We start from the raw sequence: 26,002 nt of genomic DNA on the forward strand, positions 1-26,002 counted from the left end.
ACAATATGAAAAATTTCATTATAACAGTAGTTTTAGCTTTTTTTACGCATGTTTTTTATGCGCAAAATGCATTTGATAAATTTGATGGTCAGGATGATGTAACGTCGGTAATTGTCAATAAAAAAATGTTTGACATCATGAGTAAGGTCAAAGTGGATGCTTCTGATAAAGAAACCCAGCAATACATGAACCTCATTAAAAAGCTGGATAATTTAAAAGTGTTCACTACGAAAAATCCAAAAATTGAAGCAGAGATGAAGCTTTCTGCTGATAAATACATTAAAACTGCCAGTTTAGAAGAATTGATGCGTATTAGTGAAAGTGGTAAAAATGTAAAAATATACGTTAAATCCGGCGCCAGTGATACCAAAATAAAAGAATTGTTTATGTTTATTGATGGAGCTAAAAATGAAGATACTGTTTTGCTGTCTTTAACCGGAAACTTTGATTTAAATGAAATATCGGTACTAACTGATAAAATGCAGCTTCCGGGCGGGGCAGATTTGAAAAAAGCTTCAAAAACCAAAAAATAAAATGAAAACGAATATCTTTATATCTGCCTTTTTGGTATTATTGACTTTGGTAAGTTGTGATTCTGAGCCCTCATTGCAAAAGTATTTTGTGGAAAATACCGAAAAAAAAGATTTTATCTCACTAGATGTTTCGCCTACTATTTTAAATGTAGATAAAGCAAAATTATCCCTGAAACAATCCGAAGCTTTAAACTCTTTCGAGAAAATGAATATTTTGGCTTTTAAGGCAAATGATAAAAATCAGGCGCAATTTGAAACAGAGAGAGCTAAGGTAAAAGCAATTTTAGAAAATCCTAAATATCAGGAATTGATGAAGGTTGGTTCTGGTAAAGATGGTGCTTCTGTAAGTTTTGTAGGGAATGATGATAACATAGAAGAATTTGTGATTTTTGCAAACAGGAAAGAAAATGGTTTTGCGGTTGTTCGTGTTTTAGGAAAAAATATGAATCCGAATAATATTATGACTTTAATGTCTGTTCTGAAGCAATCAAAAATCGATATGGAACAATTAAAACCGTTACAGCAGTTAGTTAAATAATGTATCTTAGTGAAAACAAAAGAGGCTGTCCGAAAAGTAAAATGAATTGTTGTATTTCTTTGTTTCAATGGTAGTTTAGTGAAAAAAATGTCTTCTAAAAGAGTTTTTACTGATATATAGTTAATAAAAAACCCTGAAAATTATTAATAATTTTCAGGGTTTTACTTTTCGGACACCCTCTTTTTATACCTGTATTTGAAATTACTTGCTCAAATACATTTTTCTTCTGGAGTACAATTCGTAGAACTGATCATCTTTTAAGTCGTCAATAAACAGGATACTTTCTCCTGTAGATTTCATTTCAGGCCCTAATGCTTTGTTTACATTTTTAAATTTGCTGAAAGAGAAAACCGGCTGTTTGATGGCATATCCATTTAATTTTGGATTGAAATCAAAATCAGTTACTTTCTTTTCTCCCAACATTACCTTGGTGGCGTAGTTCACATAAGGCTCTCCATAAGCTTTAGCAATAAACGGAACCGTTCTGGAAGCCCTTGGGTTTGCCTCAATAATATAAACTGTGTCGTCTTTTATTGCAAACTGAATATTGATTAAGCCTACTGTTTTTAAAGCTCGGGCTATTTTTTCGGTATGGTCTTTAATTTGCTGCATTACAAATTCTCCTAAGTTAAAAGGAGGTAAGGTTGCATTACTGTCTCCAGAGTGTACTCCACAAGGTTCAATATGCTCCATTATTCCAATGATGTAAACATTTCCGTCAGCGTCACAAATGGCATCAGCTTCAGCTTCAATTGCTCCGGCTAAATAATGATCTAACAATAGTTTATTTCCGGGAATTGATTTCAATAAATTGATAACATGCTCTTCTAGTTCTTTTTTATTGATTACAATCTTCATTCCCTGACCTCCTAATACATAAGACGGACGTATCAATAATGGGAAGTCTAAAGTATCCGCAAGGGCAGAAGCCTCATCAGCGGTTTCTGCAATTCCAAATTTAGGGAAAGGAATATGTAATTCTGTTAACAGGTCTGAGAATCTTCCTCTGTCTTCGGCTAAATCAAGCGCATCAAAACTGGTTCCGATGATTTTCACACCGTATTTAGATAATTTTTCAGCAAGTTTTAGAGCCGTCTGACCACCCAACTGAACAATTACACCTTCTGGTTTTTCATGTTGAATGATGTCGTAGATATGTTCCCAGAAAACCGGTTCAAAATATAATTTATCTGCAGTGTCAAAATCTGTAGAAACTGTTTCAGGGTTACAGTTGATCATGATAGTTTCGTAACCACATTCTTTTGCAGCAAGTACACCGTGTACACAAGAGTAATCAAATTCAATTCCCTGTCCGATTCTGTTTGGTCCGGAACCTAAAACAATGATTTTCTTTTTATCGGTTACAATGCTTTCGTTATCTACATAACGTTCTCCGTTTGCTTTTTCTATTTCAGCCTCAAATGTCGAGTAGTAATATGGTGTTTGTGCTTTAAATTCTGCGGCACAAGTATCAACCAGTTTAAAAACACGATTGATTTTCTGATCCATACGCAAAGTATGTACTTCGCTTTCCAGACAGTTCATCATGTGCGCAATTTGTCTGTCGGCAAAACCTTTTTGTTTTGCTTCAAGCAGTAAATCTTTTGGAAGATTGGAAACTTTATAATTTGAAATTTCTTTCTCCAGTGTATAAAGCTCTTCGTATTGTTTTAAGAACCACATATCAATTTTTGTGATTTCATGAATGCGGCTCAAGGGAATTCCCATTGCAATTGCATCATAAATTACAAAAACACGATCCCAGCTGGCAAAAGTCAGTTTCTCGATAATTTGTTCGTAATTGGTGTATCCTTTTCCGTCGGCACCTAAACCATTTCGTTTAATTTCTAGTGATTGTGTTGCTTTGTGTAAAGCTTCCTGGAACGAACGTCCAATTCCCATTACTTCTCCAACAGATTTCATCTGAAGGCCTAAAGTTCTGTCGGCACCTTCGAATTTATCAAAGTTCCAACGTGGTATTTTTACAATTACATAATCTAAAGTCGGTTCAAATAAAGCCGAAGTTGATTTTGTAATCTGGTTTTGTAACTCATCTAAGTTGTATCCTAAGGCGAGTTTAGAAGCAATTTTTGCAATCGGATACCCAGTTGCTTTCGATGCTAAAGCAGAGGAACGAGACACACGAGGATTGATTTCGATGGCTACAATATCTTCTTTTTCGTCAGGTGAAACCGCAAACTGTACGTTACATCCTCCGGCAAAGTTCCCAATACTGCGCATCATTAAGATTGCGTAATCACGTAATTTTTGGAAAGTGGTATCAGATAATGTCATTGCAGGAGCAACTGTAATCGAATCTCCGGTATGAATTCCCATTGGATCCATATTTTCGATTGAACAGATAATCACAACATTATCGTTTTTATCCCTCAAAAGTTCCAATTCATATTCTTTCCATCCTAGTAAAGCTTTGTCAATCAGTACTTCGTGAATTGGAGACATTTCTAATCCGTAGGTTAGTTTTTCATCAAATTCTTCTTTAGTGTGTACAAAAGCAGCTCCGGTTCCTCCAAGTGTAAATGAAGGACGGATTACTAACGGGAACCCAAACTCCTGAGCAATTTCTTTACCTTCAAGGAAAGATGTTGCCGTTTTGGCTGGTGCAGTGGGTACATTTATTTTTTGAAGTAATTGTTTGAATTGTTCCCTGTCTTCGGTAATGTTAATAGCATTGACATCAACACCAATCATTCGTACTCCGAAATCCTGCCAGATTCCTTTTTCATCAGCTTCCAGGCATAAATTCAAAGCTGTTTGTCCTCCCATTGTTGGTAAAACAGCATCAATTTGCGGATGTTCCTTTAGAATTTCAATAATCGATTTTGTAGTTAGTGGTTTCAAATAAATATGATCGGCCATACTTGGGTCGGTCATAATTGTTGCTGGATTCGAGTTTATCAAGATAACTTCAATTCCTTCTTCACGAATAGAACGGGCAGATTGAGATCCTGCATAGTCGAATTCGCAAGCTTGACCAATAACGATAGGTCCTGAACCTATTATTAAAACGGATTTTATTGATGTGTCTTTAGGCATTTTGTATGTATTGTGTAGTTGTTTTTGGTATTCAAAAACATTCGTAGTACTTTAAAAACTAGAATGTTAAATTTTTTTAATGACAAGGTATAAAAAAAGGCGATACTAAAAAAGTAATCGCCTTATGTATGTTTATACAAACATTATTTTTTGTGTCTAGGCTCGCTAGAAACAGTCAATTTATGTCTTCCTTTAGCTCTTCTACGTGCTAGAACTTTTCTTCCATTCGCAGAAGCCATTCTGTCCATAAATCCGTGCTTATTTCTTCTTTTTCTTTTCGATGGTTGAAATGTTCTTTTGCTCATTGCTTTGTATCTTTAAAAATGGTGTCTAATATCTCTTTTCTGATTTTGAATATCGTTATTCGAAAACCGAGTGCAAATATACAAAGACTTTTTTTTCTGGCAAGTACTTTAATAAAAATATTTTTAATTCATTTTACTATATTTGCAATCACAAATATACATCTATTATGTTTCATAAAAATATTAAACTTATCTTGGCCGGACTTCTTGTAGTCGCTGGCATTTGGCAATTTACAGACAGCAATATCGGGAATGGAATTTTTCTTATTTTGCTGACTGCAATTCCTGTTTTTTTTTACTTTAAAAATGAATTTATCCTTTTGGCTTTCCTTAAATTAAGAAAACAAGACTTCGAGGGCGCTAAAAAATGGCTGGCATACATTAAAAACCCAGAAACTGCTTTAGTAAGAAAGCAACAAGGATACTTTAATTATCTTCACGGAATTATGTTATCTCAGACAAATATCAACCAGGCCGAGAAACATTTCAAAAAAGCAATTGAACTTGGTTTGTCTATGGATATGGATCTGGCTGTAGCTAAATTAAACCTTGCCGGAGTTGCCATGTCACGCAGAAGAAAATTAGAAGCTACTAATTTATTAAACGAAGCTAAGAAATTAGACAAACAAGGCATGCTGAAAGAGCAAATTGCAATGATGAAAGAGCAAATGAAGAAAATCTAAAAATTTTCTGAAATTTCAATATTTTAAATCCCAAATTCCAATTAGGCATTTGGGATTTTTTTGTTTTATAATTTCAAATGGAATTTAATTTGAAGCTATTTCCTGCTCTCCTTCCAATCTTTTATGACGAACCCAGGCACAAAAGGATTTTCCCTCCCATCTGGGCTAGAAATTTAGGCACCATAAACCTTTTATCATCCTATTTGTCAGGCTGAGCGAAGTCGAAGCCTTTTTGAATCTCAAAGCCTTCGACTTCGCTCAGGGTGACAATAGTACTAAACATTATTTTACTGCTCCAATATTAGCGAAGGTAAATTCTCATTCAGCCATTTGTATTTATTGAGAATCATAATATGAGTCCCTCCCTTTACAACAATACAGCTATTGATATATTTTATAGGAAAAACATCATCCTGATCACCATGGATATGGATTACTTTCTCATCGATTTTGCTTCTGTTCCAACAAATCACAGATTCTACTGCCCATTGCAAATAATTCAGGTCACGAACTGCTAAAAATTTCTCATATAACTTAATACGTTTGTTTACTTTTTCTCCAAAAGAATATTTTGCTAGATTCTCAATATTCAAAATAAGTTTCATCGGAATCAGTTTGTAAGCTTTAGTAGTTTTTCCGATTTTCATTCTCCTTGGGAATTCAGTGTTGCTTCTAACACTCGAAATAATAATCACTTTTCGGGTTTCAATATGCCTTGCCATTTCCTGAACCAAAATCCCTCCAAAGGAAACTCCTATTAAGACAGGATTTTCATGTTTGATTTTTTTTGTGATTCGGAGGGCATAATCCGACAATGACTCTTTAGGATTTGGAATTTCCCATTCCAGCAGGCACGTTTCAAAAACATTTTCATCAAGATTGATTCTTTCAAAAATGGCCGGACTTGCCGCAAGACCAGGCATAAAATATACAGGTATTTTGCTCATTTGTTCAAAAAGGAATTATAATTACATTGCAATTTCAATCTAAAATTACTTTTTTTTACCAATATGCACATCAAATCTTACACCTTAAATTTTGTATTTAAACAAATAAATATAAAAAGAGGAACAACTAATTTGAAAATGTGTTTTTAAAAATAATTTTATATTGAAAATCAAATGATTACCTTTGTGTTCCAAATCAACCGCGTTTAAAAATAACTTTAAATATTTTAAACAGAGCAATAGCCCCAGTTCTATATTTTATTTAATCTATTACAAATACTACAAATTATGGAAGCTACTATTGAAGTCAAAGACAACACTTTTGCAAGACAATTTGAGACTACAGTCACTGAAGGATTACTTTCTGTTGAATATTCATTTCAGGAAAAGAAAATTTTTCTAACCAAAATCAATACGCCGGAAGGATACGATAATCAGGCTGTAATTGATGTTTTGCTTAAGAATATTATGGAACTGAGTATAGAAAAAAAAATCAGGGTTGTTCCAATCCATCCAAAAATTGCTGCTTTTTTCAAGAAAAACCCAAAATACAAAGAATTGCTTCCGCCAGGAATAAGGATTTAGAATGCTTTTTCTTAGTTATAGTCATCCACCAGTAGTCATAAAAAAGGCTCTCAGAATGAAAGCCTTTTTTTCCAAAAACAATTCTAAGAAACAAAATTAACTAATTGATAATTATTTTTTTAACCACTTTTTTGTCCTTAACACATACCTCGAACAAATATACCCCGGGAGTTATATCTGAAACGATAATAGTGTAGTGATTTGCTTTAGGAAGGATTTTTATAATTTTTCCGGTTATATCAAAAATGATAATGCTGCTTTCCTCGTTGCTATTTAAATAAATAATATCTGAAGCTGGATTTGGATACAACGCAACAGAATCAATATTAAACTCTTTACTTCCTAACGTTGCTGATTTTTGATTAATTACGCCCACTCCATTCAAATCAAATCCTCCAGAGGGAAAAGGAGTTGAGTAAGGTTCGTTAATTATATTTCCTCTACTATCATAAGATGCATACAAGGCATTAATAGTGCCAATCACATCAATTATTCTGACATGTGTAATATTGTCTTTGTCTAACAAAGCGTTATCCGGAATGTCTGATAAATCAAAAGGAGTTCCAAAATTAGCACGGTATTTTCCGGCCAGGTTATTAATGTATCTGCAATCAAGTGTTCCAAAGCCTCCTACCTGTGTTGCTGTTTGCGTTTCGCTGTGTGAAGGAAACCTGAAAAAATTAGCTCCGTCTGAGCTCACTTCGACAAAAGCCAGTTCTAAAAAAGTATCCGAAAAACCGTTTTCAAAAACAGCAAAATCATATCCAGATCCATTTGTAATAGGTGTGTCAAAAGTTAAGGTAGCACTGCCGCCATCGCCCAGGCTAACAATGCTGGATCCGGAGGTTCCCCCTTTCATTCCGTCTGATGGGGTACCGGCAGTAGCTAAAGGACTATTTGAAATTGCAATATCCTGAGGCCCTCTTACTACTGTAATTCCGGTTGCCCAATTTATAAATACAGGGCTATTTTTAGCTATTGCTGTAGTTCCTGTCTGACCTGCAGCAGGAGCATAACTTTGTGCTGAAATTAATGATGATGTAAGTAATATGGTAAAAAGTAATTTTTTTATCATAATCGTTTTTTAATTTAAATGCCCTTACAATTTTGTTGATAAGGGCATTTTTTTGTTTTAGTCGTTAAAGTAAAAACCGTTTGATCCTATGCCTGTGGTTAATTCTTTTAAAAATGTTCCGTTTAAATTATAAATATAAGCTTGACCATCTTTTGTAAAAACTCCATCAGCAATGTAAATGCGGTTATCATTTACTGCAAATCCATATACATAACCAGCCGGAGAAGTAACAATTGGCGTGGTTGAAGCCGCTGTTGCATTATCATTGATTGCATAAACTGAGCTTCCGACAGTATAATAAATTTTGTCATCTTCAATATCCATAAAACCAGCTCCATCTAGGGTTTCAGGGAAAGTAATTTTAGAAACCGATTTATCAGATAATTTCACTTTTACAATCTCGCTTCTGCTTCCGTATGGACCTCTTAAAATATACAAAATGCCGTCTTCTTCCTCTATAGAATCAGCATTTGATCCAATAGTTACTGGAGTTTCTAATGATTTAGTAGCAATATTTACAATCAGTAATTTGTCACTATTGTTCGGGTCTGTAATATATAATTTACCGTTCTCTTCTATAATTCTGTTCCCTGTTCCATTTAATGGTATTGGAGTTTCTGCTTTATTTGTTTTCAAATTAATTACCGCCACAAAATCATCTGTATTACCTTCAGTATCCCAAGCGCCTCCCCAAGCATATTCATTTGCATTGGTTACATATGCTTTTCCATTTTTTACAACACCATATCTTGGGTTAACGAGACCGCTATCAATTTTGTCAACTAGTTTAAAGGTATATCTGTTTACCACATTAATTACATTAGAACCTCCTGAGATAATGTAAGCATTGTCACCATTAAAAAAGATGTTTTGCAGATAGCCACCAGGTATGTCGTTGTTATTAGCCGGACCATATACATCTTTTTCAAAAGTGATTAAATCATTACTTAAAAAAGATACCGTACCTTCGGCCTGAGATCCTTCGTTTAGTATGAAAAAACCATTGTCATAAACACCTTCCGGCTTATTAGATTCTTCTTCATCATTAGAACACGAGATGAACAGTGACGCACTAAGTGCTATTAAAAATAATTTACTAAACTTCATTATATTAAAATTTTAAGATTAAATACATATTAAAATTGCGACCTGGCATAGGTCTGTTTTCCAGACTTTCGTAAGCTTCATTAAATAAATTCAATACCTGAAAACCTAATTTGAAAGATTCTAAAAATCTAAAATCATAATCGATTCCGATGTTTGATACCGTATAATCGTTTATAATTTCCTCCGGATTATTATCAGCTCTGGTATAAACAAATCCATTATATAAAAATTGATAATAGGCTGAAATTTTATTCCTGGAATACGAAATTCCTGCAGTAGCTTTGTCAAAGGGAACAAAAAAGAGTTGTTTTTTTGTGTCACTATTCTCAGAAATTGTATGGGCATACGTAGCATTAACAGTAAAAATGTTTTTCCCAACCTGTTTTTTCCAGCTAAATAAAGTTTCTGCTCCGTAACTGTTTACTTTATCGGTGTTTTGTGGGGACCAGATACCATTTTTACCCGGAATCCATTGTAATAAGTCTTTTATTTTGATGTAATAAAAATTCTGGGTTAATGTAATATTGCTGAATGTAAACACGTTTCCAACTTCTGCCTGATAGGAACTTTCAGGTTTTAAATCGCGATTTCCACCTTCTTCCCAATATAAATCATTGAAGGTTGGAATTCTAAAATTGCGGGATAAATTCAACTTTAAAAGGTATAACTTTCCAAATTGATAAGAGGAACCCAACGAGAATAAGACGGGTGATTTGTAATTATCCGTAAATTCTTTTCGAAGGCCAAATTCGTTTTTCCAGCTGGCAGAAATATCCTGTTTTACCAATAGAGATGCAGCATTAATTTCTCTGGTATTAGTTCCAAAACCGCTTCCTGTTCCTGTGGTTTTACTATAATCTAAAACTCCGTTTATCTGGGTAGCTTTAAAAAAGGTATAACCAATATCAGCTTTAGCAATTAAGCTTTCGGTTTTTCCATATGTATAATTATTGGTTGTGTTATCAGCGTAGTATTGGTAATTTTCAAAAATATAGGCTGTTTTGAAGTTTGTATTTAGTTTTCCAAAATTACCTTCATATTCTAATAAATTGCGATTGAAACCATTGACGTATTTACTAGGAGTTTCAGTTTCTGTGACTAAAGAAGTGTTTCTGTCTGTATTTGATGTTTGACTGTATAGTTTAAGAGTGTTTTTTGAATTTAGTTTGTAGCCCAAATTTGCATTCATCGTAAAAATAGTATACTCACCGTTCCGGTTCCAGCGCTGTTCGCCTTTCCAGTTGTATTTATTCACATATTTATAATCGTTTGTTGAACTGTTATTAGAAAAACCAATTTGTGCGCTCCATTTTTTATTGGAAATAGTAGTTTTATAGTTAATACCAATCGTGTTAAAACTTCCGTAGTCCAGTTTTAAATTATTCTCAAAACAATTATAAAATTCCAAATCGTTATTCAAATGTACTGTTCCGCCAATTGCTCCGCTGCCGTAAATTACGCTTCCACCACCTGCTTTTACACTCACCGAATTATAATCGGAGCCAGAAATGGTATTAAAATCAGTACTGCCGTTCATTTGCGAATTGATGTTGATTCCGTTCCAGATTACAGCCGTCTGTGATGAGGTTGTCCCTCTGAGCGAAACAGTAGAAAGCATGCCGCGTCCGTACTCTTTAAAATAAAGCGTTGAATTGAAGTTTAATAAATCGGTTAATAAAGCTTCATTTTTATTGATAATCGAATCACTCAGTCTTTGAACGGATTGGGTATTCGAAAAGTTTTTAAGATTTTTGTCTGAAACAATAACCTCTTTCAGTTTGGTAATAGTGTCCTGTTGCGCCAAAATAATCTGGCACAAAAGCAAAAAGCAAAAAGCAAAACGTTTTTTTAAAGTCATAATTTCTACACTCTTTTTCCCGAGAGTTCGATATTTGTTAATAAGGCAGGTCTCCTGGCTTGCGTCTTGTTGTTTACCTTCCCATCACGCAGCCGTGACAGTGGTTTTGTAGATAACAACAAGCATTCTTTTAAAAAGAACTAAGCTTACAGTTGCGGGTACAGCTCAAGAATTTGATTTTAAAGTATTTAAAATCAGTCACTTGATTCCCTTTTAATGTGTTTTTTAATCAAAAACACAACCTTAATCGGGTGCAAAGATAAAGTTAAAAAAGTGTAAAATTCAAATTTGTTTTACTTTTTAAAACACTTGATAAAGAAAAGAGGCCTTAAAAATTGATTTTGATGACCTCTCCAAAGTCTGCTTTATTCTGAAAAGCATCTTTTAAAGGTAGTGATGAATGATAGCACAAAAGGCTTCTGATGATGCCAGCATGCGTTACGATGATAATCGGTAAATGGGACTTTTTTGATTTAATTTCGGATAAGAAATCGCCAACCCTTTCGTGTAATTCCACAAAAGATTCTCCGTTTGAAGCACGGATATTAACAAAATTTTCCATCCACGGATTGAGTTGCTCCGGCGGAATTTCATTCCACGTTTTCAATTCCCAATCGCCAAAATGCATTTCTTTCAAGCGATTATCTTCCTGGTAAGAAATCGTATTTATATTTTTTTGAATGTATTTCGCCAAAATCACACATCGTTTTAAAGGACTTGAAAAGATTAAAGCTTCTGAAGGCAATTGCGACACAATATTTTCAAAAATGAAATCAAAAGGTTCTGCAATTTCTACATCAGATTGTCCGTAGCAAATTCCTTTCTCGCAGATCGTTTCAGTATGACGGACTAAATAAATTTCCATAAAAAGAGAGTGCTTAAATAAAAAACAACTTCACAAACTTGCTGAGTGGCACCCAGACAATCACCGGTATAACCATTAATCCATTTTTGAAAATAACGAACTAAAAAATAACGTGTTAAGAAAACCGGAATCAAAGCAAAAAGTATTTTATAATCAAAATAGGAGAGCACAAATAGAGGGAGTAACCCGAAGAAAAAGGAACCAAAAACTTCCTTCCAGGTATGATTTTTTGCAATGGGCTTACTTTTACTGGTGGCGTCTTCCCGAGAATATTCATGTGTGAAAATGATGCTGATGGCAGCCAGGCGACTCAAAGAATGTGCAGAAATAAACAACAGAATAATCAAAAGATTGTGATTTGAAAAAAGCAAAATGGATTCAGAAAGCAATTTGAATTTTAATAAAAAAAGCATCACCAATCCAATCGCCCCATAAGCACCAATAGCACTGTCTTTCATGATTATCAGAATTTTTTCTTTGGTCCAGCCTCCGCCAAAACCATCGCAGACATCAGCAAAACCATCTTCATGAAAAGCCCCAGTTGTTAGGATTGAAGTTATAATGGCAAAAATTACCGCTATTTCAATGGATAGGAAAAGAGAAAAAATATAATAAGAAATAAAAGAAATGCTTCCTACAATCCACCCAATTAAAGGAAAATATCGTGTAGCCTTGTTTAAATAATCAGGATGATGATCAATGTTTTTTGGGCAGGGAATCCGGGTGTAGAACATTAGACATGTAAAGAAAATATGTAGTTCCTTTTTCATTAAAAGATTTGATTTTTATATTTTGATTGAAATTGAATTTTGCAATTGCTTTTATTTCCTGCTCACTCCGGCACTTTCAAAACTCGCCATTTCATTCAAAAAAGCTTCGGCAGATTTCAAAAGAGGAAAAGCAATGGCACAGCCTGTTCCTTCGCCTAGGCGCAAATCTAAATTTAAAATTGGTTTTACCTGCAAATAATCCAATAATTTTTGATGCGCCTTTTCGGCAGAGCAATGGCAAAAAACCGCATTTTTATGAATTTCAGGATGTATTCTTGAAGCAATTAAAAAGGCAACGCTGCAAATAAAACCGTCAACCAGAATAATCATATTGTTTTCGAAAGCCGTTAACATTCCACTTGCTATTTGAACGATTTCAAATCCTCCAAAATAACTGAGTTGCGTCATTAATTCGGCTGATCCGGAATAATTTTTAATAGCATTTTTAAGCAGATTTTGTTTCTGAAGTAATTTTTCGTCAGCAACTCCGGTTCCTTTTCCCACACATTCTTCAATAGTAAAACCGGTTAAAATACTCATAAGTACTGATGCTGTTGAAGTGTTTCCGATTCCCATTTCGCCAAAACCAATACAGTTAGAGCCTGTTTTGGCAATAGTTTCGACAATTGATTTTCCTTTTTCAAAACACAAATGCAATTCGGTATCGCTCATTGCGGGTGCGTGCAAAAAAGATTGGGTTCCCTTAGCAATTTTAGCATTGATTAATCGGGCGTTCGTAGGAAAATCATAATTGACACCCGAATCTACAATTGATAATTTAATAGCATGCTGTTTACAAAAAACATTAATCGCTGCACCTCCTTCCAGAAAATTAGTAACCATTTGCCTGGTGACATCCTGAGGATAAGCACTGACACCATGATTTGCAATGCCATGATCAGCTGCGAAAACGACTATATTTGGATTTTTTATTTTTGGATTTAAAGTTTCAAAAACGGTTCCTATTTGAAAAGCCAGCGTTTCTAAAGTCCCCAAAGCGCCAACAGGTTTGGTTTTAGCATCTATTTTTTCCTGTAAAAGTCTGCAGAAAACTGCTTTGTCATCGGGTTCCGGTTGATGTTTTACTACAAGATGTGCAACCTGATTTTGGGTTATGTGCTTAATTTCTGTGCAATCAGGGGCTTCCGGTTTTTGTTTCCAGTTCAATTGCTGTAACATCGGTTGATTATCATAATTAGTAGCCGGTTTTCCAATGCAGAAATAGCCCAGAGGCTCAATGTTTTCAGGTAAATCCAGTATTTTTTTAAACTGGTAATAATTCAAAATCGAAACCCAGCCCATTCCGTAACCTTGTTCTGTCAGCGAAAGCCAAATGTTTTGCGCCGCACAAACCGAACTGAATTTTACCGCTTCATTGCTGCCAACAGTCCCAATCGTAAACTGATTCAGCACCGACCGGTCGTACCCAATGATAAGTCCGATTGGGGCTTCTTCAATTGCTTCCAGTTTCAGGGATTTGTAATGTTCTTTTTGTTCCGGGTTATCTGTTAATTCTTCGGCCTTTTTATTATAATCCAAAAACAACTCTTTAACAGCCTTTTTTACTTCTGCCGATTTGATGAGATAATACCGTGTCGCATCCGTTAATCCAACCGATGGCGCCCAATGTCCGGCCTGCAAAGCTTTTTCAATAACCTCATCTGGAACATTATCGGCTGTAAAATGTCGGGTATCGCGTCGGGATTTTAAAATATTATCTAAATAACTCATCTTTAAAAATCAATTACAATTACAAAAATCAATATCAATTTTAATCTTTAAACGTAGTAAAGATACTGTACCTATATTCAAATTTGAAATTTCAAGGTTTAGATTTTTTTAATTGATATTAATATTGAATTTTTATTAGCCTTTTATTTTAACCGGGATTCCTGAAACCATCAAAACTACTTCATCAGCTTTAGAGGCCAGAAACTGGTTCATCCAGCCTTGTAATTCCGTAAATTTTCTACCAATGTGAGTGTCGGCATGAACCCCCATCCCAATTTCGTTGGTCACAATAATTAAAGTAGCATTTTCCTGATTTGCTATTGAAAGAAATTCCTTTTTGGCTTCCTCCAGACTTAATGTTACATCATTTTTAGTGTCTACAAAAAAATTGGTCAGCCAGAGTGTTACGCAGTCAATTAAAGCAACTCTTCCGCTAAAATCAATTTGACTTAAATGCTTTTCTTTTTCTATATTGGTCCATCGCTCGTCACGTTCCTGTTGGTGCCGGTCAATCCGGTTTTGAAAATCATTGTCCCATTTTCGGGCGGTTGCCACATAAACAGGTGAAGCTGAGAGTTGTAAAGCGAGGTTTTGGGCGTAGCTGCTTTTTCCGGACCTTTCGCCTCCGGTAATTAAATAGATCATTCTTTTTAAATGTGAATTATGAGTTCTAAGGTATAAATAATTTGGGCGTTACCTTCGGTCGGGCTATCCATTTTATCTTTTATTTTTTAAAGAAAAAAATAAAAGGATACCATTCCTATCCCTAACGCTTATTTAGAAGTAACAATTAATAAGGGCAATGACGACAGTCATTTCCACAACATGTACCTCTTTTTAGATGGAACCAGGTTTTAAAAACATAATTGCCGTTTTCGATGTAGTAGTCAATATCTTCAATAAGCGTTTCTGTTTTGGGCAAAGATATTGCTTTATTTTTAAGTGCTTTTTTGGGTGTAAGCGTTTCAATGTAAGCATCAATTTTATCACTACATGCTTCTTTAAAACATTCAGGACAAAGACAGTCTCCTGCTTCTGAAAGATTAAAAATGGGAGGGAAATCATTGCACCAGCAGGTGTTTTCTGCAGAAATATCTCCACAGTTAAAAGAAGATTCACAACCTGAACAAACTTTTATTTTTATATTATTCATAAAATAGGTAAAAAAATGGCTTGTTTAAATTTGTAAGAATAAAGATAAACAAAAAAATATAAATTAGGTTACCTTTGTCGCATTGATTAAGGTCAGGAAGAAACAAACAATTATAATGCCACACCCTTTAAAATATATAACCTGCATATGAAACATTTATTTTCTAAACTTATTTTTATCATGTCTTTCTTTCTTCTTGCCGGATGCAAAAAAAAAGAAAACGTAGAATTTATTGCTGCAAAAGTTCCTCAAAACAGCATTGAATATGCCTCGGGGCTCTCTATCGTAAAACATGAAGGTTATTCAGTAGTAAGAGTTTCAAATCCCTGGCCGGAAGCTAATAAAAATTTCACCTATATTTTAAAAGAAAAAGATGCAGAAGTACCGGATAGTTTACAGGATTATACCACTATTAAAGTACCGTTGGAATCTCTTGTAGTGACATCAACAACCAATATTCCGTTTCTTGAAATGCTGGATGTTGAAGGCAAACTCACAGGTTTTCCTCATACAGATTATATTTCTTCCAAAAAAACCAGGGCATTAATTGATAAAGGAGAAGTTAAAAATGTGGGTCAGAATGAAAAATTGAATATCGAACAATTAATCGATTTAGCACCGGATCTGATTGTGACTTTTGGAGTAGACAATAACAACCCTATGCTGGAAAATCTGAAAAAGAGTGGTTTAAATGTTTTAATTCAGGCCGATTGGATGGAGCAGTCACCACTTGGAAAAGCAGAATGGATAAAACTTTACGGTGCCTTGTTTGGTAAAGAAGATAAAGCAAAAGAATTGTTTGATAAAATTGTTACAAGTTATAATCAGGCACTGAAATTGGTGGCTCAAAAACCAGTAATCTCAACCGTTTTATACGGTTCAATGTACGAAGATGTCTGGTATGTAGCCAAAGGAAACAGCTGGGTTGCCCAATTTATGAAAGATGCACGCGCTAATTATCTATGGTCAGATTTAAAAGGAACAGGCAGCAAAGGGCTGTCGTATGAAAAGGTACTGGATATAGCTCAAAAGGCAAATGTGTGGATTGTATCAGGATCATTTACAACCTTAGACGAATTACAGAAAGCCAATCCCCATTACAATGAATTTGATGCGTTTAAAAATAAAACGGTCTATTGTTTAGAAACCAAGTTAGGCGCTACCGGAGGAACTGTTTATTATGAATTATCCCCAAGCCGACCGGATTTGGTGTTAAAAGATTATATCAAAATTTTTCATCCGGATTTGTTGCCAGGTTACGAATTTACTTTTGCATTAAAACTGAATTAAATTGACGAACAAAAAACGAAATACTATTTTATTTTTCATTTTGGCTTTGGGCCTCATATTAATGTTTTTTGTAAGCATTAGTCTGGGTTCAGTAAACATTCCGTTTCAAGATGTTTATACAAGTTTGACAGGAGGTGAGGCCAGTAAATCGACCTGGGAGTATATCATTATCAATTACCGGTTGCCAAAAGCCATTACAGCAGTTCTTGTCGGAACCGGTCTTTCCATAAGTGGTTTATTAATGCAGACTTTATTCCGAAATCCACTTGCAGGACCTTATGTTCTGGGTTTAAGTTCAGGGGCAAGTTTAGGAGTGGCGTTTGTAATTTTGGGGGCGGGTTTCCTGCCTTCTTTTTTAAAATTTATCATCTTGTCATCTTACGGAATTGTTTTGGCCTCAACTTTAGGGAGTACGTTGGTTTTATTATTGGTTTTATTGGTTTCTCAAAAATTGCGGGATACCATGGCAATCCTGATTGTTGGATTAATGTTTGGGAGTTTTACTACTGCAATTGTTAGTGTTTTAACGTATTTCAGTACTGCTGAACAACTCCAGAAATTTACCTTTTGGTCATTAGGAAATCTTGGTAACCTTTCCTGGGAATCCATTTGTGTATTAGCTTTTTCGGTATGTTTTGGTTTGGTTTTAAGTGCGGGTAGTATTAAGCCTTTAAATGCTTTATTATTAGGCGAAAACTATGCAAAAAGCATGGGTCTGAATTTAAATAAAGCACGATTAATCATCATTTTTGCAACCAGCATTTTATCAGGAAGCATAACGGCATTTGCTGGCCCAATTGCTTTTATTGGATTAGCGGTGCCACACATTGCAAAATTGATTTTTCAAACCAGTAATCACACGGTTTTATATTGGAGTACATTGCTTTTTGGATCTATTATCGTATTGTTTTGTGATGTAGTTTCACAAATGCCGGGTTTTGATGTTACTTTGCCAATCAATGCAATTACATCTATAATTGGGGCGCCGGTTGTGATTTGGTTGCTGGTTCGGAAAAGAAATTTTCAGTAATTATTTCAGGCAGGGAAAACTCAGAAGCTTAAAAAATGAAAAACATTCTATCAACTTCAAATTTAAATATTGGATATAAATCTAAAAAAGGTGTTACAACTATTGCTGAAAATTTAAATTTAAATCTAACCTCAGGTAAACTCATTTCATTAATAGGGGCAAACGGAATCGGTAAATCGACTTTATTGCGAACTATTACCGGAATCCAAAAGCCATTGTCAGGAAATGTTTTTCTGAATGATAAAAGTATTTCCGTGTACAAACCATTAGATTTAGCACAAAACCTCAGTTTGGTCTTAACCGAAAAACTACCCCCAAGCAATCTTTCTGTATTTGAACTGGTTGCTTTGGGGCGACAGCCTTATACGAATTGGGTTGGGACTTTAACCAGAAAAGATATGGAGAAAGTACATGAGGCAATGCGCCTTACTCAAATCGCACATCTGGCTTCAAAAAAACATTTTCAAATTAGTGACGGACAATTACAAAAGGTTTTAATTGCGAGGGCTTTGGCGCAGGATACACCGCTGATTATTCTGGATGAACCTACAACTCATCTTGATTTGCTGCATAAAGTTTCGTTATTTAAGTTGCTCAAAAAGCTAACCGAAGAAACTCAAAAATGCATTTTGTTTTCGACGCATGATATCGATTTGGCGATTCAGTTAAGCGACGAAATGATTATTATGACACCGGAAATGGTCGTGCAGGACGATCCCTGTAATTTGATTGCGAAAGGTAGTTTTGATACCTTATTCAAAGACGAAAATATTGTTTTTGATGCTGAAAAAGGAAAGTTTATTGTGACTTAGAGAATATTATTTTCTTTCTTAAATCTATTTCTTTGAATAGTAAGAACTATGTTTAATTCACTTATGTCTGTACTTAATCCAGCAAGATCAAATTTCATTATCTGACTTGGTTCAATAATTTGATAGGTGAAGTATGAGGTGTCATTATCTCTATTATCATGATAGTCATAAACAGCTTTTTCGTTTTCAATATTACTCCACGGAATTAATGAATTATTTCTATATTGGATACCTTTAGAGTTAATTCTAAACTGTATTTCGTCAATTCTTTTTATTGATTTGATAAGTAAAGGGATTTGAAAAACAAAAAGACAAAACATTAATGAAACTCCAAGAAGTTGGTTTTGCATATAGAAATAAATAAACCCAACAAAACTTCCAACAAGAAGCAATAGACTCATAAAAATAGTGCCTCTTGTATGATAAATTAGGAATTCTTTAGAATAACTAAGGTTATTTTCGTCAATAAGTGGTCTCATAACTATTTATTTATTCCAATCTGCCTCTTAGCTTCCCCAACCACAAAAGCCACAGAATTCGCAATATTAAAACTTCGGATTAATTTGGACATCGGAATCGTTAAATGATTTTCAAAACGGGCTAAAACTTCCTTGCTTAAACCAACACTTTCTTTACCAAAAACCAGCCAGTCTCCATCCTGAAATTGGGTTTCCAAATAGGATTTTTCGGCATGAGAACTCATCAAAAAAACACGTGATTTGTCTGGGATTTGCTGCATCCATTCTTCTATATTTTGATATTCGGTAACATCAAGATGTACCCAGTAATCCAATCCTGAACGCTTTAAGTTTTTATCGTTAATTACAAAACCAAAAGGATGAATTAAATGCAGTCTGCTTCCTGTGCCTACACACAAGCGGCCTATGTTTCCGGTATTATTGGGTATTTCCGGTTCTACAAGAACAACGTTTAACATTATCGTTTATTTGTTTAATCATTTATTAGAGAATTATCTAACTCTCAAATTGATTCATTATCTAATTTAAAATCGGGAACTTCTAAAACTTCACCAGCTTTTAAGTTTTGCAAATATACATTTCCTATCCGTACACGTACCAAACGCAAAGTAGGAAAGCCAACCGCAGCTGTCATTTTTCTGACCTGACGAAACTTTCCCTCATTAATTGTTATCGAAGCCCACGAAGTTGGTCCATGGCGTTCATCCCTGATTTTTTTGGCCCGTGGTCCGAAATCCGGAATTTGAGAAACGATAAAAGCTTTACAAGGTTTCGTTTTATATTTTCCTCCGTCAAAACCTATTTCGACTCCTTTTTGCAATTGTTCAATCGCTTCAGGGGTAATAATGCCATCAACCTGAACAAAATATTCCTTGTCTACTTTTTTGCTCCTGATTTGTTCGCTTACTTTTCCGTCTGTAGTCAGTAAAAGTAACCCTTCAGAATCTTCATCTAGCCTGCCGATAGCCATAGTACCTTCCGGAAAATCATGCAGTTCACCCAAAAGCTTTTTCTTCCTTTTTAATTCATAAATAAACTGACTCAGATAGCCGTACGGTTTAAAAAGAAGAAAGTGTCGATGCATATTTTATTTTTTGCAAAGATAGTTTTGTTTATCATCATTAAAAAACAAATATTCTATAAACCCAAAGCTATGTTAAATGACTTATTTTTTGGTTTCAGAATCCGTAATATTATAATAGAAACTTTAAAGTGTAAAATCATGAAAACGAATTATTTAGGTGCTAAAAAGATAAATGGAGCGCAAAAAAATATAGAGGAATCAAAAGGCAAAAATGTTTCGCATGATTCGGAATTGAAAGAATCAAAATTAAACAAAGAAATAGTAACAGATGCCGAGGGGAATAAAAAACTTTTGGACAGAGCAAGAAATGTAAATCAAGAAATAGAAAAAGTTCCGAATAAAGTTGTAACCGAAAATCCCAATTCAAACCGTGGGGTTTTAACAGAAGAGGAAGCAAATAAGACAGTAGAAAATAAAGACAGGAATTCGGATATAACACCCAATCGTTACCCGAATTCTAATCCCGAAAGTCATGAAGACAGAGGAAATATGAAATTGGATGAGGAAAACTAAAAATACCTTGAGTGCTGTTTTTTTACAGGTTTAAACTTACTTTTAGGAGTCTTGGTATTAAAAAACAGATTTTGTTTAGATAATAATATTATCATAGCAATTGGATTATGATTGAGAATAATTTAAAGAGTTTGTTGCTTTTTGCTTTATTGATGTGAAATGTTTATAAGTTTAAAGTATTTAAGTTTATAGTTTTATAATATTCGCTTAACTTTAAAGGTGATAAATTTGAATTCTAAAAACACTATTTTAAAACGTATGAAAAACAATTACGCTACACGCCATTTTATGGCTTTTTTAAGTTTTTTTTGTTGCTTTTCTTTAAGTTTAGAAGCACAGACAATGCCAACGCCAGTGGTATCATTACCATATACACAAAACTTTGATGCCTTACCAGCGAATTCTACAGATTATATATTAGGTTTTCAGGGCTGGACAGCAGCAACATCTCCAGGATCTGTTTTTAATACAAATGGGACATTGGTTGGAGACCGATCATTAACAGCTAGTAGTTCAGCAAGCACAACGAGTGGAAACATACATAATTATAATGGTAAAATTGGTTTTCTCAATACGGGTTCTTTAGATTTGACAATAGGTTTTGCTTTTAATGCAACAGGACAGTCCGCAATAATGGTACAGTACGATGCCATGACGATCCGTAATCCTTATGACGGAAGTAATATTCGTATTAACGAAATGGTGCTGCAATACCGGGTAGGTACTACAGCGGTTTTTACATCATTATTAGAAACTGCTTATAGAAATAATACTACTACACAAACGGGATCAGGAATAACAACGCCACAAAATTCACAAACCATAAAGGTTACTTTGCCGGCAGAATGTAATAATCAGCCTGTTGTTCAGATGAGATGGATTTCAAGACAAGTCTCCGGCAGTGGATCCCGACCTTCTTTTGCAGTTGATAATATAGATATAAGAAGTGATGTTTATGCTCCGGATAATGTAGCTGGTTATCCAAAAGAAAATAATATCCTGAGTGAAAGTTTTGATTTTGTGAATAAAATAAACGAAGTTGGAAAAACGTATTATGTGCTATTGCCGGGAGTAAGCGCAACACCATCAGTTGCTCAAATAAAAGCAGGTCAGGATGCAACCGGAACTACAGCTCTGCAATCAGGTTATTTAGATATTACAGATGCTTCTCAGGAATATATAAAAAGTTTTCAAGGATTAAACCTGAATACTGCTTATGCTGTTTTTTCTGTTTCTGAAGACTTGTATGGAAATGTCCAGAATGTGATAAACAAGCTTGACGTTACAACTTCAAGCGTGTCTGTTCCAGCTTTATCAACCTCAGTTTCTTCTCTGGACTTAGGGTTTTCTGAAACAAATTATAGTTCTGAAAGTTTAAGTTATCAAATTCAGGGAGCAAATCTTACGGATAATGTTGCTGTAACTGCTTCAGCTAATTTTACAGTTTCTAAAGACAATAGCACTTTTGGTTCTTCTTTGTTCTTTAATGTATCTGATTTTGCAGCAAATGCAACACCAACAGTTTATGTAAAGTTTACTCCAAATGCAACGACTACTTTTTCGGGTCAAATAACACATGAGTCAACTGGTGCAGCAAGTAAAATAGTTGCCCTTACCGGAACAGGAATTAATCCATATGTGCAAGATTTTAATGACGTCAATGTTTTGACTAATAGCGGATGGATACAGTATAATACAGCGGGTAGCGTCAATAAATGGACGCATACAACGACTGCAAGAAATGTGAATACCGGAACAGGTGCAGTCCTTATGAATGGCTATTCGGATAGCGGAGCAAGTAAAGACTGGTTGATTTCACCAAAATTACGTTTGGATAATTTTAGTCAATTCCCATTGCTGTCTTTTTATTCCCGTAAATTTTATGCAGGTTCAGAGTTAAAATTAATGGTTTCTACAGATTATGACGGCAAAAGTAATCCGGAAACAGCAACCTGGGTAGCATTAAATGGTAAATTTCCAACCGTAACAGGAGCTTACACAGTATCGCAATATATAGATTTAAGCGGATTTAAAACCAGTAATACTTACTTAGCTTGGGTATATGAAACTACGGCAGGAGGAAGCAATAATGCTGCAGAATGGTCTTTAGATGACGTAGCAATTACAGATGAGGCGGGATATGTAGATTCGAAACCTGTATTAGATTTTGGTGATGTAAGTCAGAATGCTGTTTCTGAGAGTCAGTCTTTTGGTTTTAAGGCAGAAGGTTATGGTAATATTGCACTTACAGCTCCAGCAGATTATCAATTGTCATTGGATAATAGTTCGTTTCAATCAAGTATTGTAGTTAATGCTACGGATGCCGCAAACAACAAAACAATTTATGTACGTTTTACGCCTACTGTAAAAGCATTGACTATTTCCGGTGCATTGACTGTTACAGGTACTTCATTAAATAAACAAATTGGATTACTGTCAGGTTCTTCAATTCCAAAAGCGGATACTTTCGATGTTGTAACGTACAATCTGGAGTTTTTTGGATCTGATGTAAAAGGAACTGATAATGTAGAATTTGGTCCAACAGATGATGCCCTGCAAATTGAGAATGTAGCGAAAGTAATGAATAAACTAAATGCGGATGTTTATGTAGTTCAGGAAGTATCCGATGATCCGTCAATTGATGAATTGATTAAACAAATAAATATCAACGGAAAAACATTCGATAAAACGATTTCAACCTCATGGTCGTATTCATTTAATGCAGCTGATCCGAATTTCCCTCCTCAAAAACTGGTGGTACTTTATAATACACAAACGACAACTGTAAAAAAGACTCGTGTAATGTTCAAAAAACTGTATGATGAAGTACGTGCTAATACAGTAACTTTATCGGGTTATCCGGGCGGAAATGATGACAGTTTTTTCTCTTCAGGGCGTTTACCATATCTGGTACAAATAGAAACTAATATTGGCGGTGTTACAAAAGAAATCAATCTGATTGATCTTCATGCACGCGCCAACAGCGGATCTGATATATCCAAATACAATATGCGTAAATACGATGCCCAATTATTAAAAGACAGTCTGGATGTTCATTATCCAAATTCTAATCTGATTATTTTAGGAGATTATAATGATGATGTGAAAGCCTCTGTTGTTACTCCAAATCCTTCCTCTTACGAAGCATTTGTTACCGATACCAGTAATTACAATGCACTTACTTTGGGTATTAGTCAGGCGGGTGCTTATAGTTTTTTAAGTTCTGGCGGGTTTTTAGATCACATTATCATTTCTAATGAATTGACAGATGAATATATTCCCAATTCTATTGCTGTATATGATCCGCGTACAGACATTGCCAATTATACAACTACAACTTCTGATCACGGACCTGTTATTGCCCGTTTTGTACTGAAAGAAGATAATCTGGGTACCATAGATTTCGGAACAAAAAATGCATTTTCAGTAAAGGCATTCCCAAATCCTGCAACAGATATTTTGAATATTTCTGTGAAAAGCAATATAGATAAGAATCTGAAATTCAGAATCTATGATCTTAACGGACGTTTGGTAAACAATCCGTCGAATGTTACAGCTGGTCAGGATACAACAACAACAACATCAATTCCGGTAAGCCATTTACAAAAAGGAATTTATATTTATACTTTGACAGAAAATAATAAAGTAGTGTATAAAGGAAAGATTATAAAATAATAAAACGATAAATAATAAAACTAAAACAGGCAGTTCGATTGAGCTGCCTGTTTTTTTAATCTGTCTTATTGAAACAATTCTTTAAATTTCAGTTTAATAGTTACCTTATTGGTCAGTTCTAAAAAATAATCCAATTGCCACTCTTGTGTTTTTTGAGCCTGTTTGCTCGTAGTAACATCCCACGGCGGATAAACTCTCGTAGCTCTTTTGCCTTCTTTAGTTGCCGTAGAGAAAATTCCTTTCTGTAACAAAACAGCTTTCGGAAAAATAAATTGTCCAAAACTATTTTCTTTTCGAACGCTAATAATGACAAAATCTATTGTGTCCGAAAAGTCAAAGGGCTCAATGATCCCTGATATATTACGTTTCCATAAAGTGACAAACTGACCAGTTTTGGTTGGTGTAATTTTAGCCTCTCTATAACAGATGTACTTTTTATTAATAGTAAAACGATAAGCACTATACTCGGCACTTTCTTTTTCTGGAATTGGCTGTGTACAATCTAAATTGCAACCATCACAGACTAATTTTTTAGCCAGGATTAAATCATGAGGTAATTGTGGATCAGTCCAATCCTGAAGTGTCATAATTGAATGGTAATGATTAAAATGAGACATTCAAACCAAAATTAAAAGCCCATTGAAATTGATTAAAAGTCTGATTGTTCAATGGATTGATGTAATAGTTCATGCCCGGCTCAACAAAAACATGTGTTTTTTTGTATAAACGATATTGTAGGGTACTGCTTAGCAAAGTCCCATAAACAAAGTCACTGGCATTTAAATTATCGCCTATTGAATCTCCGTTTAAGGTTATGTTGTTTGAAATTAATTTTCCTACAAAACCACCCGTATTTAAACTTATACTGGTTTTATTTTTGCTAAAAACGGCATAAGAAACTTCAAGGGGCATCTCAATATATTTTAAACTCTGTTCGATATTTCCGTTTTCCATATTGTCGCTTTTTAAAGCATTTTGGGTACTTTTTGTAACAAAAACATAACTCGAATTGGTTGTTATTTTTGGTGCAACTACAGTTGAACTTTGCATTAAATAGTCGCTTATTGTGGGATATGAAGCAACTTCAGAGTTATTGAAATAAGAAACATTAGCAATACTCTGACCTAATTCGTTAATTTTCAAACCAGAACTTACGGCCCATTTTTTATTGAGTTTGTAATTTGTCTTTATTCCGTATGAATTCGTTTGTTTGGATTCATTAACATTTCCTAAAGTTTTTTGTTTGCTATAATTTTCAGAATTTGCAACTCCTGCAAAAACTTCCAATGACCATTTTTCAGCAGTAGGGACTGCTTTATTTTCTTTGTCTTTTTCGGTTTTAACTTCTACAAGACCTTTTTCTAAATTTTGCAATTCTACTAATTGAAGAGAATCTTGTTTGCTCAATGTACTGATTGATATTGAATTGTTTTTTGGGTCATTCGCTGCAACAATTGTTGTGGTGATTTCTGTTTTATCCGAAACCTCTTTTTTGATATTTTGTTTATTATCTGAAATTAAATTTGAAGAGTTTATGGCAATAGTGACATTGTTTTTTGAGGTTAATTTATCTTCAAAAATAGAGTTTGGTACCTTATTATCAGAAGAATTGAAAGAATGCTGATTTCCAGTAATAAATGTTTTTTCAGCCACAGTCTGGTTTTGATTTCTTTTTTCAGATTGCAGTACCTTATTATCAGAAGAATTGAAAGAATGCTGACTTCCAGTAATAAATGTTTTTTCAGCCACAGTCTGGTTTTGATTTCTTTTTTCAGATTGCAGTACCTTATTATCAGAAGAATTGAAAGAATGCTGATTTCCAGTAATAAATGTTTTTTCAGCTACAGTCTGGTTTTGATTTCTTTTTTCAGATTGCAGTACCTTATTATCAGAAGAATTGAAAGAATGCTGA

The 26,002-nt window shown here is 34.4% G+C and carries 25 protein-coding genes and 1 riboswitch; of the genes, 9 read left to right on the forward strand and 16 right to left on the reverse strand.

What is annotated here, in order from left to right; translation table 11 throughout:
• Positions 1-5 precede the first annotated feature (5 nt).
• Both DMB65_RS15595 and DMB65_RS15600 read left to right on the forward strand, forming a co-directional pair.
• A complete protein-coding gene (locus DMB65_RS15595) occupies positions 6-533 on the forward strand; it encodes a DUF4252 domain-containing protein (RefSeq protein WP_110307559.1) in 528 nt (175 codons plus the stop codon).
• Position 534: 1 nt separating this feature from the next.
• A complete protein-coding gene (locus DMB65_RS15600; RefSeq protein ID WP_110307560.1) occupies positions 535-1,071 on the forward strand; it encodes a DUF4252 domain-containing protein in 537 nt (178 codons plus the stop codon).
• A gap of 201 nt (positions 1,072-1,272) precedes the next feature.
• On the opposite strand, the gene carB is transcribed toward DMB65_RS15600, so the two are convergent.
• Both carB and rpmH read right to left on the reverse strand, forming a co-directional pair.
• Positions 1,273-4,128, reverse strand: a complete 2,856-nt coding sequence (gene carB / locus DMB65_RS15605) for a carbamoyl-phosphate synthase large subunit (RefSeq protein WP_110307561.1) — start codon at positions 4,126-4,128, stop codon at positions 1,273-1,275.
• Between the two features lie 143 nt (positions 4,129-4,271).
• A complete protein-coding gene (rpmH, locus tag DMB65_RS15610) occupies positions 4,272-4,433 on the reverse strand; it encodes a 50S ribosomal protein L34 (RefSeq protein WP_008464848.1) in 162 nt (53 codons plus the stop codon).
• Between the two features lie 167 nt (positions 4,434-4,600).
• Between rpmH and DMB65_RS15615 the strand changes: the two genes are divergently transcribed.
• Entirely contained in the window at positions 4,601-5,116 is a 516-nt protein-coding gene (locus DMB65_RS15615) for a DUF2892 domain-containing protein (RefSeq protein WP_110307562.1), read from the forward strand.
• Positions 5,117-5,403: 287 nt separating this feature from the next.
• Here the strand turns inward: DMB65_RS15615 and DMB65_RS15620 are convergent, their stop codons facing one another.
• Positions 5,404-6,063 carry an alpha/beta hydrolase family protein gene (locus tag DMB65_RS15620; protein ID WP_110307563.1) on the reverse strand — a complete coding sequence of 220 codons (660 nt, stop codon included), beginning with the start codon at positions 6,061-6,063 and terminating at the stop codon, positions 5,404-5,406.
• 288 nt (positions 6,064-6,351) lie between these two features.
• On the opposite strand from DMB65_RS15620, the gene DMB65_RS15625 reads away from it, so the two are divergent.
• Positions 6,352-6,648, forward strand: coding sequence for a GNAT family N-acetyltransferase (locus tag DMB65_RS15625; protein ID WP_230470693.1), 297 nt, complete (start codon positions 6,352-6,354; stop codon positions 6,646-6,648).
• 100 nt (positions 6,649-6,748) lie between these two features.
• Here DMB65_RS15625 and DMB65_RS15630 read toward each other — a convergent pair whose 3' ends face one another.
• The 8 genes from DMB65_RS15630 to DMB65_RS15665 form a co-directional block, all read right to left on the reverse strand.
• Positions 6,749-7,723, reverse strand: a complete 975-nt coding sequence (locus DMB65_RS15630) for a T9SS type A sorting domain-containing protein (protein WP_110307564.1) — start codon at positions 7,721-7,723, stop codon at positions 6,749-6,751.
• 57 nt (positions 7,724-7,780) lie between these two features.
• The gene (locus tag DMB65_RS15635; protein WP_110307565.1) at positions 7,781-8,830 is read right to left on the reverse strand and encodes a YncE family protein; all 1,050 of its coding nucleotides are present in this window, start codon (positions 8,828-8,830) and stop codon (positions 7,781-7,783) included.
• A gap of 4 nt (positions 8,831-8,834) precedes the next feature.
• On the reverse strand, positions 8,835-10,688 hold the full coding sequence (locus tag DMB65_RS15640; RefSeq protein WP_110307586.1) for a TonB-dependent receptor plug domain-containing protein: 1,854 nt from the start codon (positions 10,686-10,688) through the stop codon (positions 8,835-8,837).
• Between the two features lie 27 nt (positions 10,689-10,715).
• A riboswitch (cobalamin riboswitch) is annotated at positions 10,716-10,949 on the reverse strand.
• 67 nt (positions 10,950-11,016) lie between these two features.
• Complete coding sequence (gene cobC / locus DMB65_RS15645; protein WP_110307566.1) at positions 11,017-11,553, reverse strand: alpha-ribazole phosphatase; 537 nt, start codon at positions 11,551-11,553, stop codon at positions 11,017-11,019.
• A complete protein-coding gene (locus tag DMB65_RS15650; protein WP_110307567.1) occupies positions 11,538-12,323 on the reverse strand; it encodes an adenosylcobinamide-GDP ribazoletransferase in 786 nt (261 codons plus the stop codon). Before DMB65_RS15650 ends, cobC begins: the two co-directional genes overlap by 16 nt.
• 51 nt (positions 12,324-12,374) lie before the next feature.
• Positions 12,375-14,054: a nicotinate-nucleotide--dimethylbenzimidazole phosphoribosyltransferase gene (gene cobT / locus DMB65_RS15655; RefSeq protein WP_110307568.1), complete on the reverse strand. Its 1,680-nt coding sequence runs from the start codon at positions 14,052-14,054 to the stop codon at positions 12,375-12,377.
• Positions 14,055-14,189: 135 nt separating this feature from the next.
• Positions 14,190-14,699, reverse strand: a complete 510-nt coding sequence (cobU, locus tag DMB65_RS15660) for a bifunctional adenosylcobinamide kinase/adenosylcobinamide-phosphate guanylyltransferase (protein ID WP_110307569.1) — start codon at positions 14,697-14,699, stop codon at positions 14,190-14,192.
• Between the two features lie 145 nt (positions 14,700-14,844).
• Positions 14,845-15,207 (reverse strand): DUF5522 domain-containing protein, encoded by a 363-nt coding sequence (locus DMB65_RS15665; protein ID WP_110307570.1) that lies wholly within the window; start codon positions 15,205-15,207, stop codon positions 14,845-14,847.
• Between the two features lie 147 nt (positions 15,208-15,354).
• On the opposite strand from DMB65_RS15665, the gene DMB65_RS15670 reads away from it, so the two are divergent.
• The 3 genes from DMB65_RS15670 to DMB65_RS15680 are packed head-to-tail and all read left to right on the forward strand — an operon-like array spanning position 15,355 to position 18,339.
• On the forward strand, positions 15,355-16,497 hold the full coding sequence (locus DMB65_RS15670; RefSeq protein WP_110307571.1) for an ABC transporter substrate-binding protein: 1,143 nt from the start codon (positions 15,355-15,357) through the stop codon (positions 16,495-16,497).
• A gap of 1 nt (position 16,498) precedes the next feature.
• Entirely contained in the window at positions 16,499-17,527 is a 1,029-nt protein-coding gene (locus tag DMB65_RS15675) for a FecCD family ABC transporter permease (protein WP_110307572.1), read from the forward strand.
• A gap of 35 nt (positions 17,528-17,562) precedes the next feature.
• A complete protein-coding gene (locus tag DMB65_RS15680; RefSeq protein WP_110307573.1) occupies positions 17,563-18,339 on the forward strand; it encodes an ABC transporter ATP-binding protein in 777 nt (258 codons plus the stop codon).
• Here DMB65_RS15680 and DMB65_RS15685 read toward each other — a convergent pair.
• From DMB65_RS15685 to DMB65_RS15695, 3 genes are read right to left on the reverse strand one after another with little or no spacing between them, the layout of a single operon-like run.
• Entirely contained in the window at positions 18,336-18,818 is a 483-nt protein-coding gene (locus DMB65_RS15685) for a hypothetical protein (protein ID WP_110307574.1), read from the reverse strand. The genes DMB65_RS15680 and DMB65_RS15685 overlap by 4 nt on opposite strands.
• Before the next feature lie 2 nt (positions 18,819-18,820).
• The gene (locus tag DMB65_RS15690; RefSeq protein ID WP_110307575.1) at positions 18,821-19,276 is read right to left on the reverse strand and encodes a tRNA (cytidine(34)-2'-O)-methyltransferase; all 456 of its coding nucleotides are present in this window, start codon (positions 19,274-19,276) and stop codon (positions 18,821-18,823) included.
• Between the two features lie 44 nt (positions 19,277-19,320).
• The gene (locus tag DMB65_RS15695; protein WP_110307576.1) at positions 19,321-19,902 is read right to left on the reverse strand and encodes a pseudouridine synthase; all 582 of its coding nucleotides are present in this window, start codon (positions 19,900-19,902) and stop codon (positions 19,321-19,323) included.
• A gap of 138 nt (positions 19,903-20,040) precedes the next feature.
• Between DMB65_RS15695 and DMB65_RS15700 the strand changes: the two genes are divergently transcribed.
• Positions 20,041-20,415 (forward strand): hypothetical protein, encoded by a 375-nt coding sequence (locus DMB65_RS15700; protein ID WP_110307587.1) that lies wholly within the window; start codon positions 20,041-20,043, stop codon positions 20,413-20,415.
• Positions 20,416-20,673: 258 nt separating this feature from the next.
• On the forward strand, positions 20,674-24,090 hold the full coding sequence (locus DMB65_RS15705; protein WP_110307577.1) for a T9SS type A sorting domain-containing protein: 3,417 nt from the start codon (positions 20,674-20,676) through the stop codon (positions 24,088-24,090).
• A 65-nt stretch (positions 24,091-24,155) separates the two neighbouring features.
• Here the strand turns inward: DMB65_RS15705 and DMB65_RS15710 are convergent, their stop codons facing one another.
• Positions 24,156-24,707, reverse strand: coding sequence for a MepB family protein (locus tag DMB65_RS15710; protein WP_230470694.1), 552 nt, complete (start codon positions 24,705-24,707; stop codon positions 24,156-24,158).
• Positions 24,694-26,002: hypothetical protein (locus DMB65_RS22175; protein ID WP_110307578.1), on the reverse strand; the 1,309-nt coding region annotated here is incomplete at its 5' end. The genes DMB65_RS22175 and DMB65_RS15710, both read right to left, overlap by 14 nt.

Origin of the sequence: Flavobacterium cheongpyeongense, from assembly GCF_003202435.1 — a bacterium.
In the GTDB taxonomy this organism is placed as follows: domain Bacteria; phylum Bacteroidota; class Bacteroidia; order Flavobacteriales; family Flavobacteriaceae; genus Flavobacterium; species Flavobacterium cheongpyeongense.

Bases quoted from the DNA above. Each gene is read 5' to 3' on its own strand.
- DMB65_RS15595 (WP_110307559.1), top strand. From the start codon at position 6: ATGAAAAATTTCATTATAACAGTAGTTTTAGCTTTTTTTACGCATGTT.
- DMB65_RS15600 (WP_110307560.1), top strand. From the start codon at position 535: ATGAAAACGAATATCTTTATATCTGCCTTTTTGGTATTATTGACTTTG.
- carB (WP_110307561.1), bottom strand. From the start codon at position 4,128: ATGCCTAAAGACACATCAATAAAATCCGTTTTAATAATAGGTTCAGGA.
- rpmH (WP_008464848.1), bottom strand. From the start codon at position 4,433: ATGAGCAAAAGAACATTTCAACCATCGAAAAGAAAAAGAAGAAATAAG.
- DMB65_RS15615 (WP_110307562.1), top strand. From the start codon at position 4,601: ATGTTTCATAAAAATATTAAACTTATCTTGGCCGGACTTCTTGTAGTC.
- DMB65_RS15620 (WP_110307563.1), bottom strand. From the start codon at position 6,063: ATGAGCAAAATACCTGTATATTTTATGCCTGGTCTTGCGGCAAGTCCG.
- DMB65_RS15625 (WP_230470693.1), top strand. From the start codon at position 6,352: ATGGAAGCTACTATTGAAGTCAAAGACAACACTTTTGCAAGACAATTT.
- DMB65_RS15630 (WP_110307564.1), bottom strand. From the start codon at position 7,723: ATGATAAAAAAATTACTTTTTACCATATTACTTACATCATCATTAATT.
- DMB65_RS15635 (WP_110307565.1), bottom strand. From the start codon at position 8,830: ATGAAGTTTAGTAAATTATTTTTAATAGCACTTAGTGCGTCACTGTTC.
- DMB65_RS15640 (WP_110307586.1), bottom strand. From the start codon at position 10,688: ATGACTTTAAAAAAACGTTTTGCTTTTTGCTTTTTGCTTTTGTGCCAG.
- cobC (WP_110307566.1), bottom strand. From the start codon at position 11,553: ATGGAAATTTATTTAGTCCGTCATACTGAAACGATCTGCGAGAAAGGA.
- DMB65_RS15650 (WP_110307567.1), bottom strand. From the start codon at position 12,323: ATGAAAAAGGAACTACATATTTTCTTTACATGTCTAATGTTCTACACC.
- cobT (WP_110307568.1), bottom strand. From the start codon at position 14,054: ATGAGTTATTTAGATAATATTTTAAAATCCCGACGCGATACCCGACAT.
- cobU (WP_110307569.1), bottom strand. From the start codon at position 14,699: ATGATCTATTTAATTACCGGAGGCGAAAGGTCCGGAAAAAGCAGCTAC.
- DMB65_RS15665 (WP_110307570.1), bottom strand. From the start codon at position 15,207: ATGAATAATATAAAAATAAAAGTTTGTTCAGGTTGTGAATCTTCTTTT.
- DMB65_RS15670 (WP_110307571.1), top strand. From the start codon at position 15,355: ATGAAACATTTATTTTCTAAACTTATTTTTATCATGTCTTTCTTTCTT.
- DMB65_RS15680 (WP_110307573.1), top strand. From the start codon at position 17,563: ATGAAAAACATTCTATCAACTTCAAATTTAAATATTGGATATAAATCT.
- DMB65_RS15685 (WP_110307574.1), bottom strand. From the start codon at position 18,818: ATGAGACCACTTATTGACGAAAATAACCTTAGTTATTCTAAAGAATTC.
- DMB65_RS15690 (WP_110307575.1), bottom strand. From the start codon at position 19,276: ATGTTAAACGTTGTTCTTGTAGAACCGGAAATACCCAATAATACCGGA.
- DMB65_RS15695 (WP_110307576.1), bottom strand. From the start codon at position 19,902: ATGCATCGACACTTTCTTCTTTTTAAACCGTACGGCTATCTGAGTCAG.
- DMB65_RS15700 (WP_110307587.1), top strand. From the start codon at position 20,041: ATGAAAACGAATTATTTAGGTGCTAAAAAGATAAATGGAGCGCAAAAA.
- DMB65_RS15705 (WP_110307577.1), top strand. From the start codon at position 20,674: ATGAAAAACAATTACGCTACACGCCATTTTATGGCTTTTTTAAGTTTT.
- DMB65_RS15710 (WP_230470694.1), bottom strand. From the start codon at position 24,707: ATGTCTCATTTTAATCATTACCATTCAATTATGACACTTCAGGATTGG.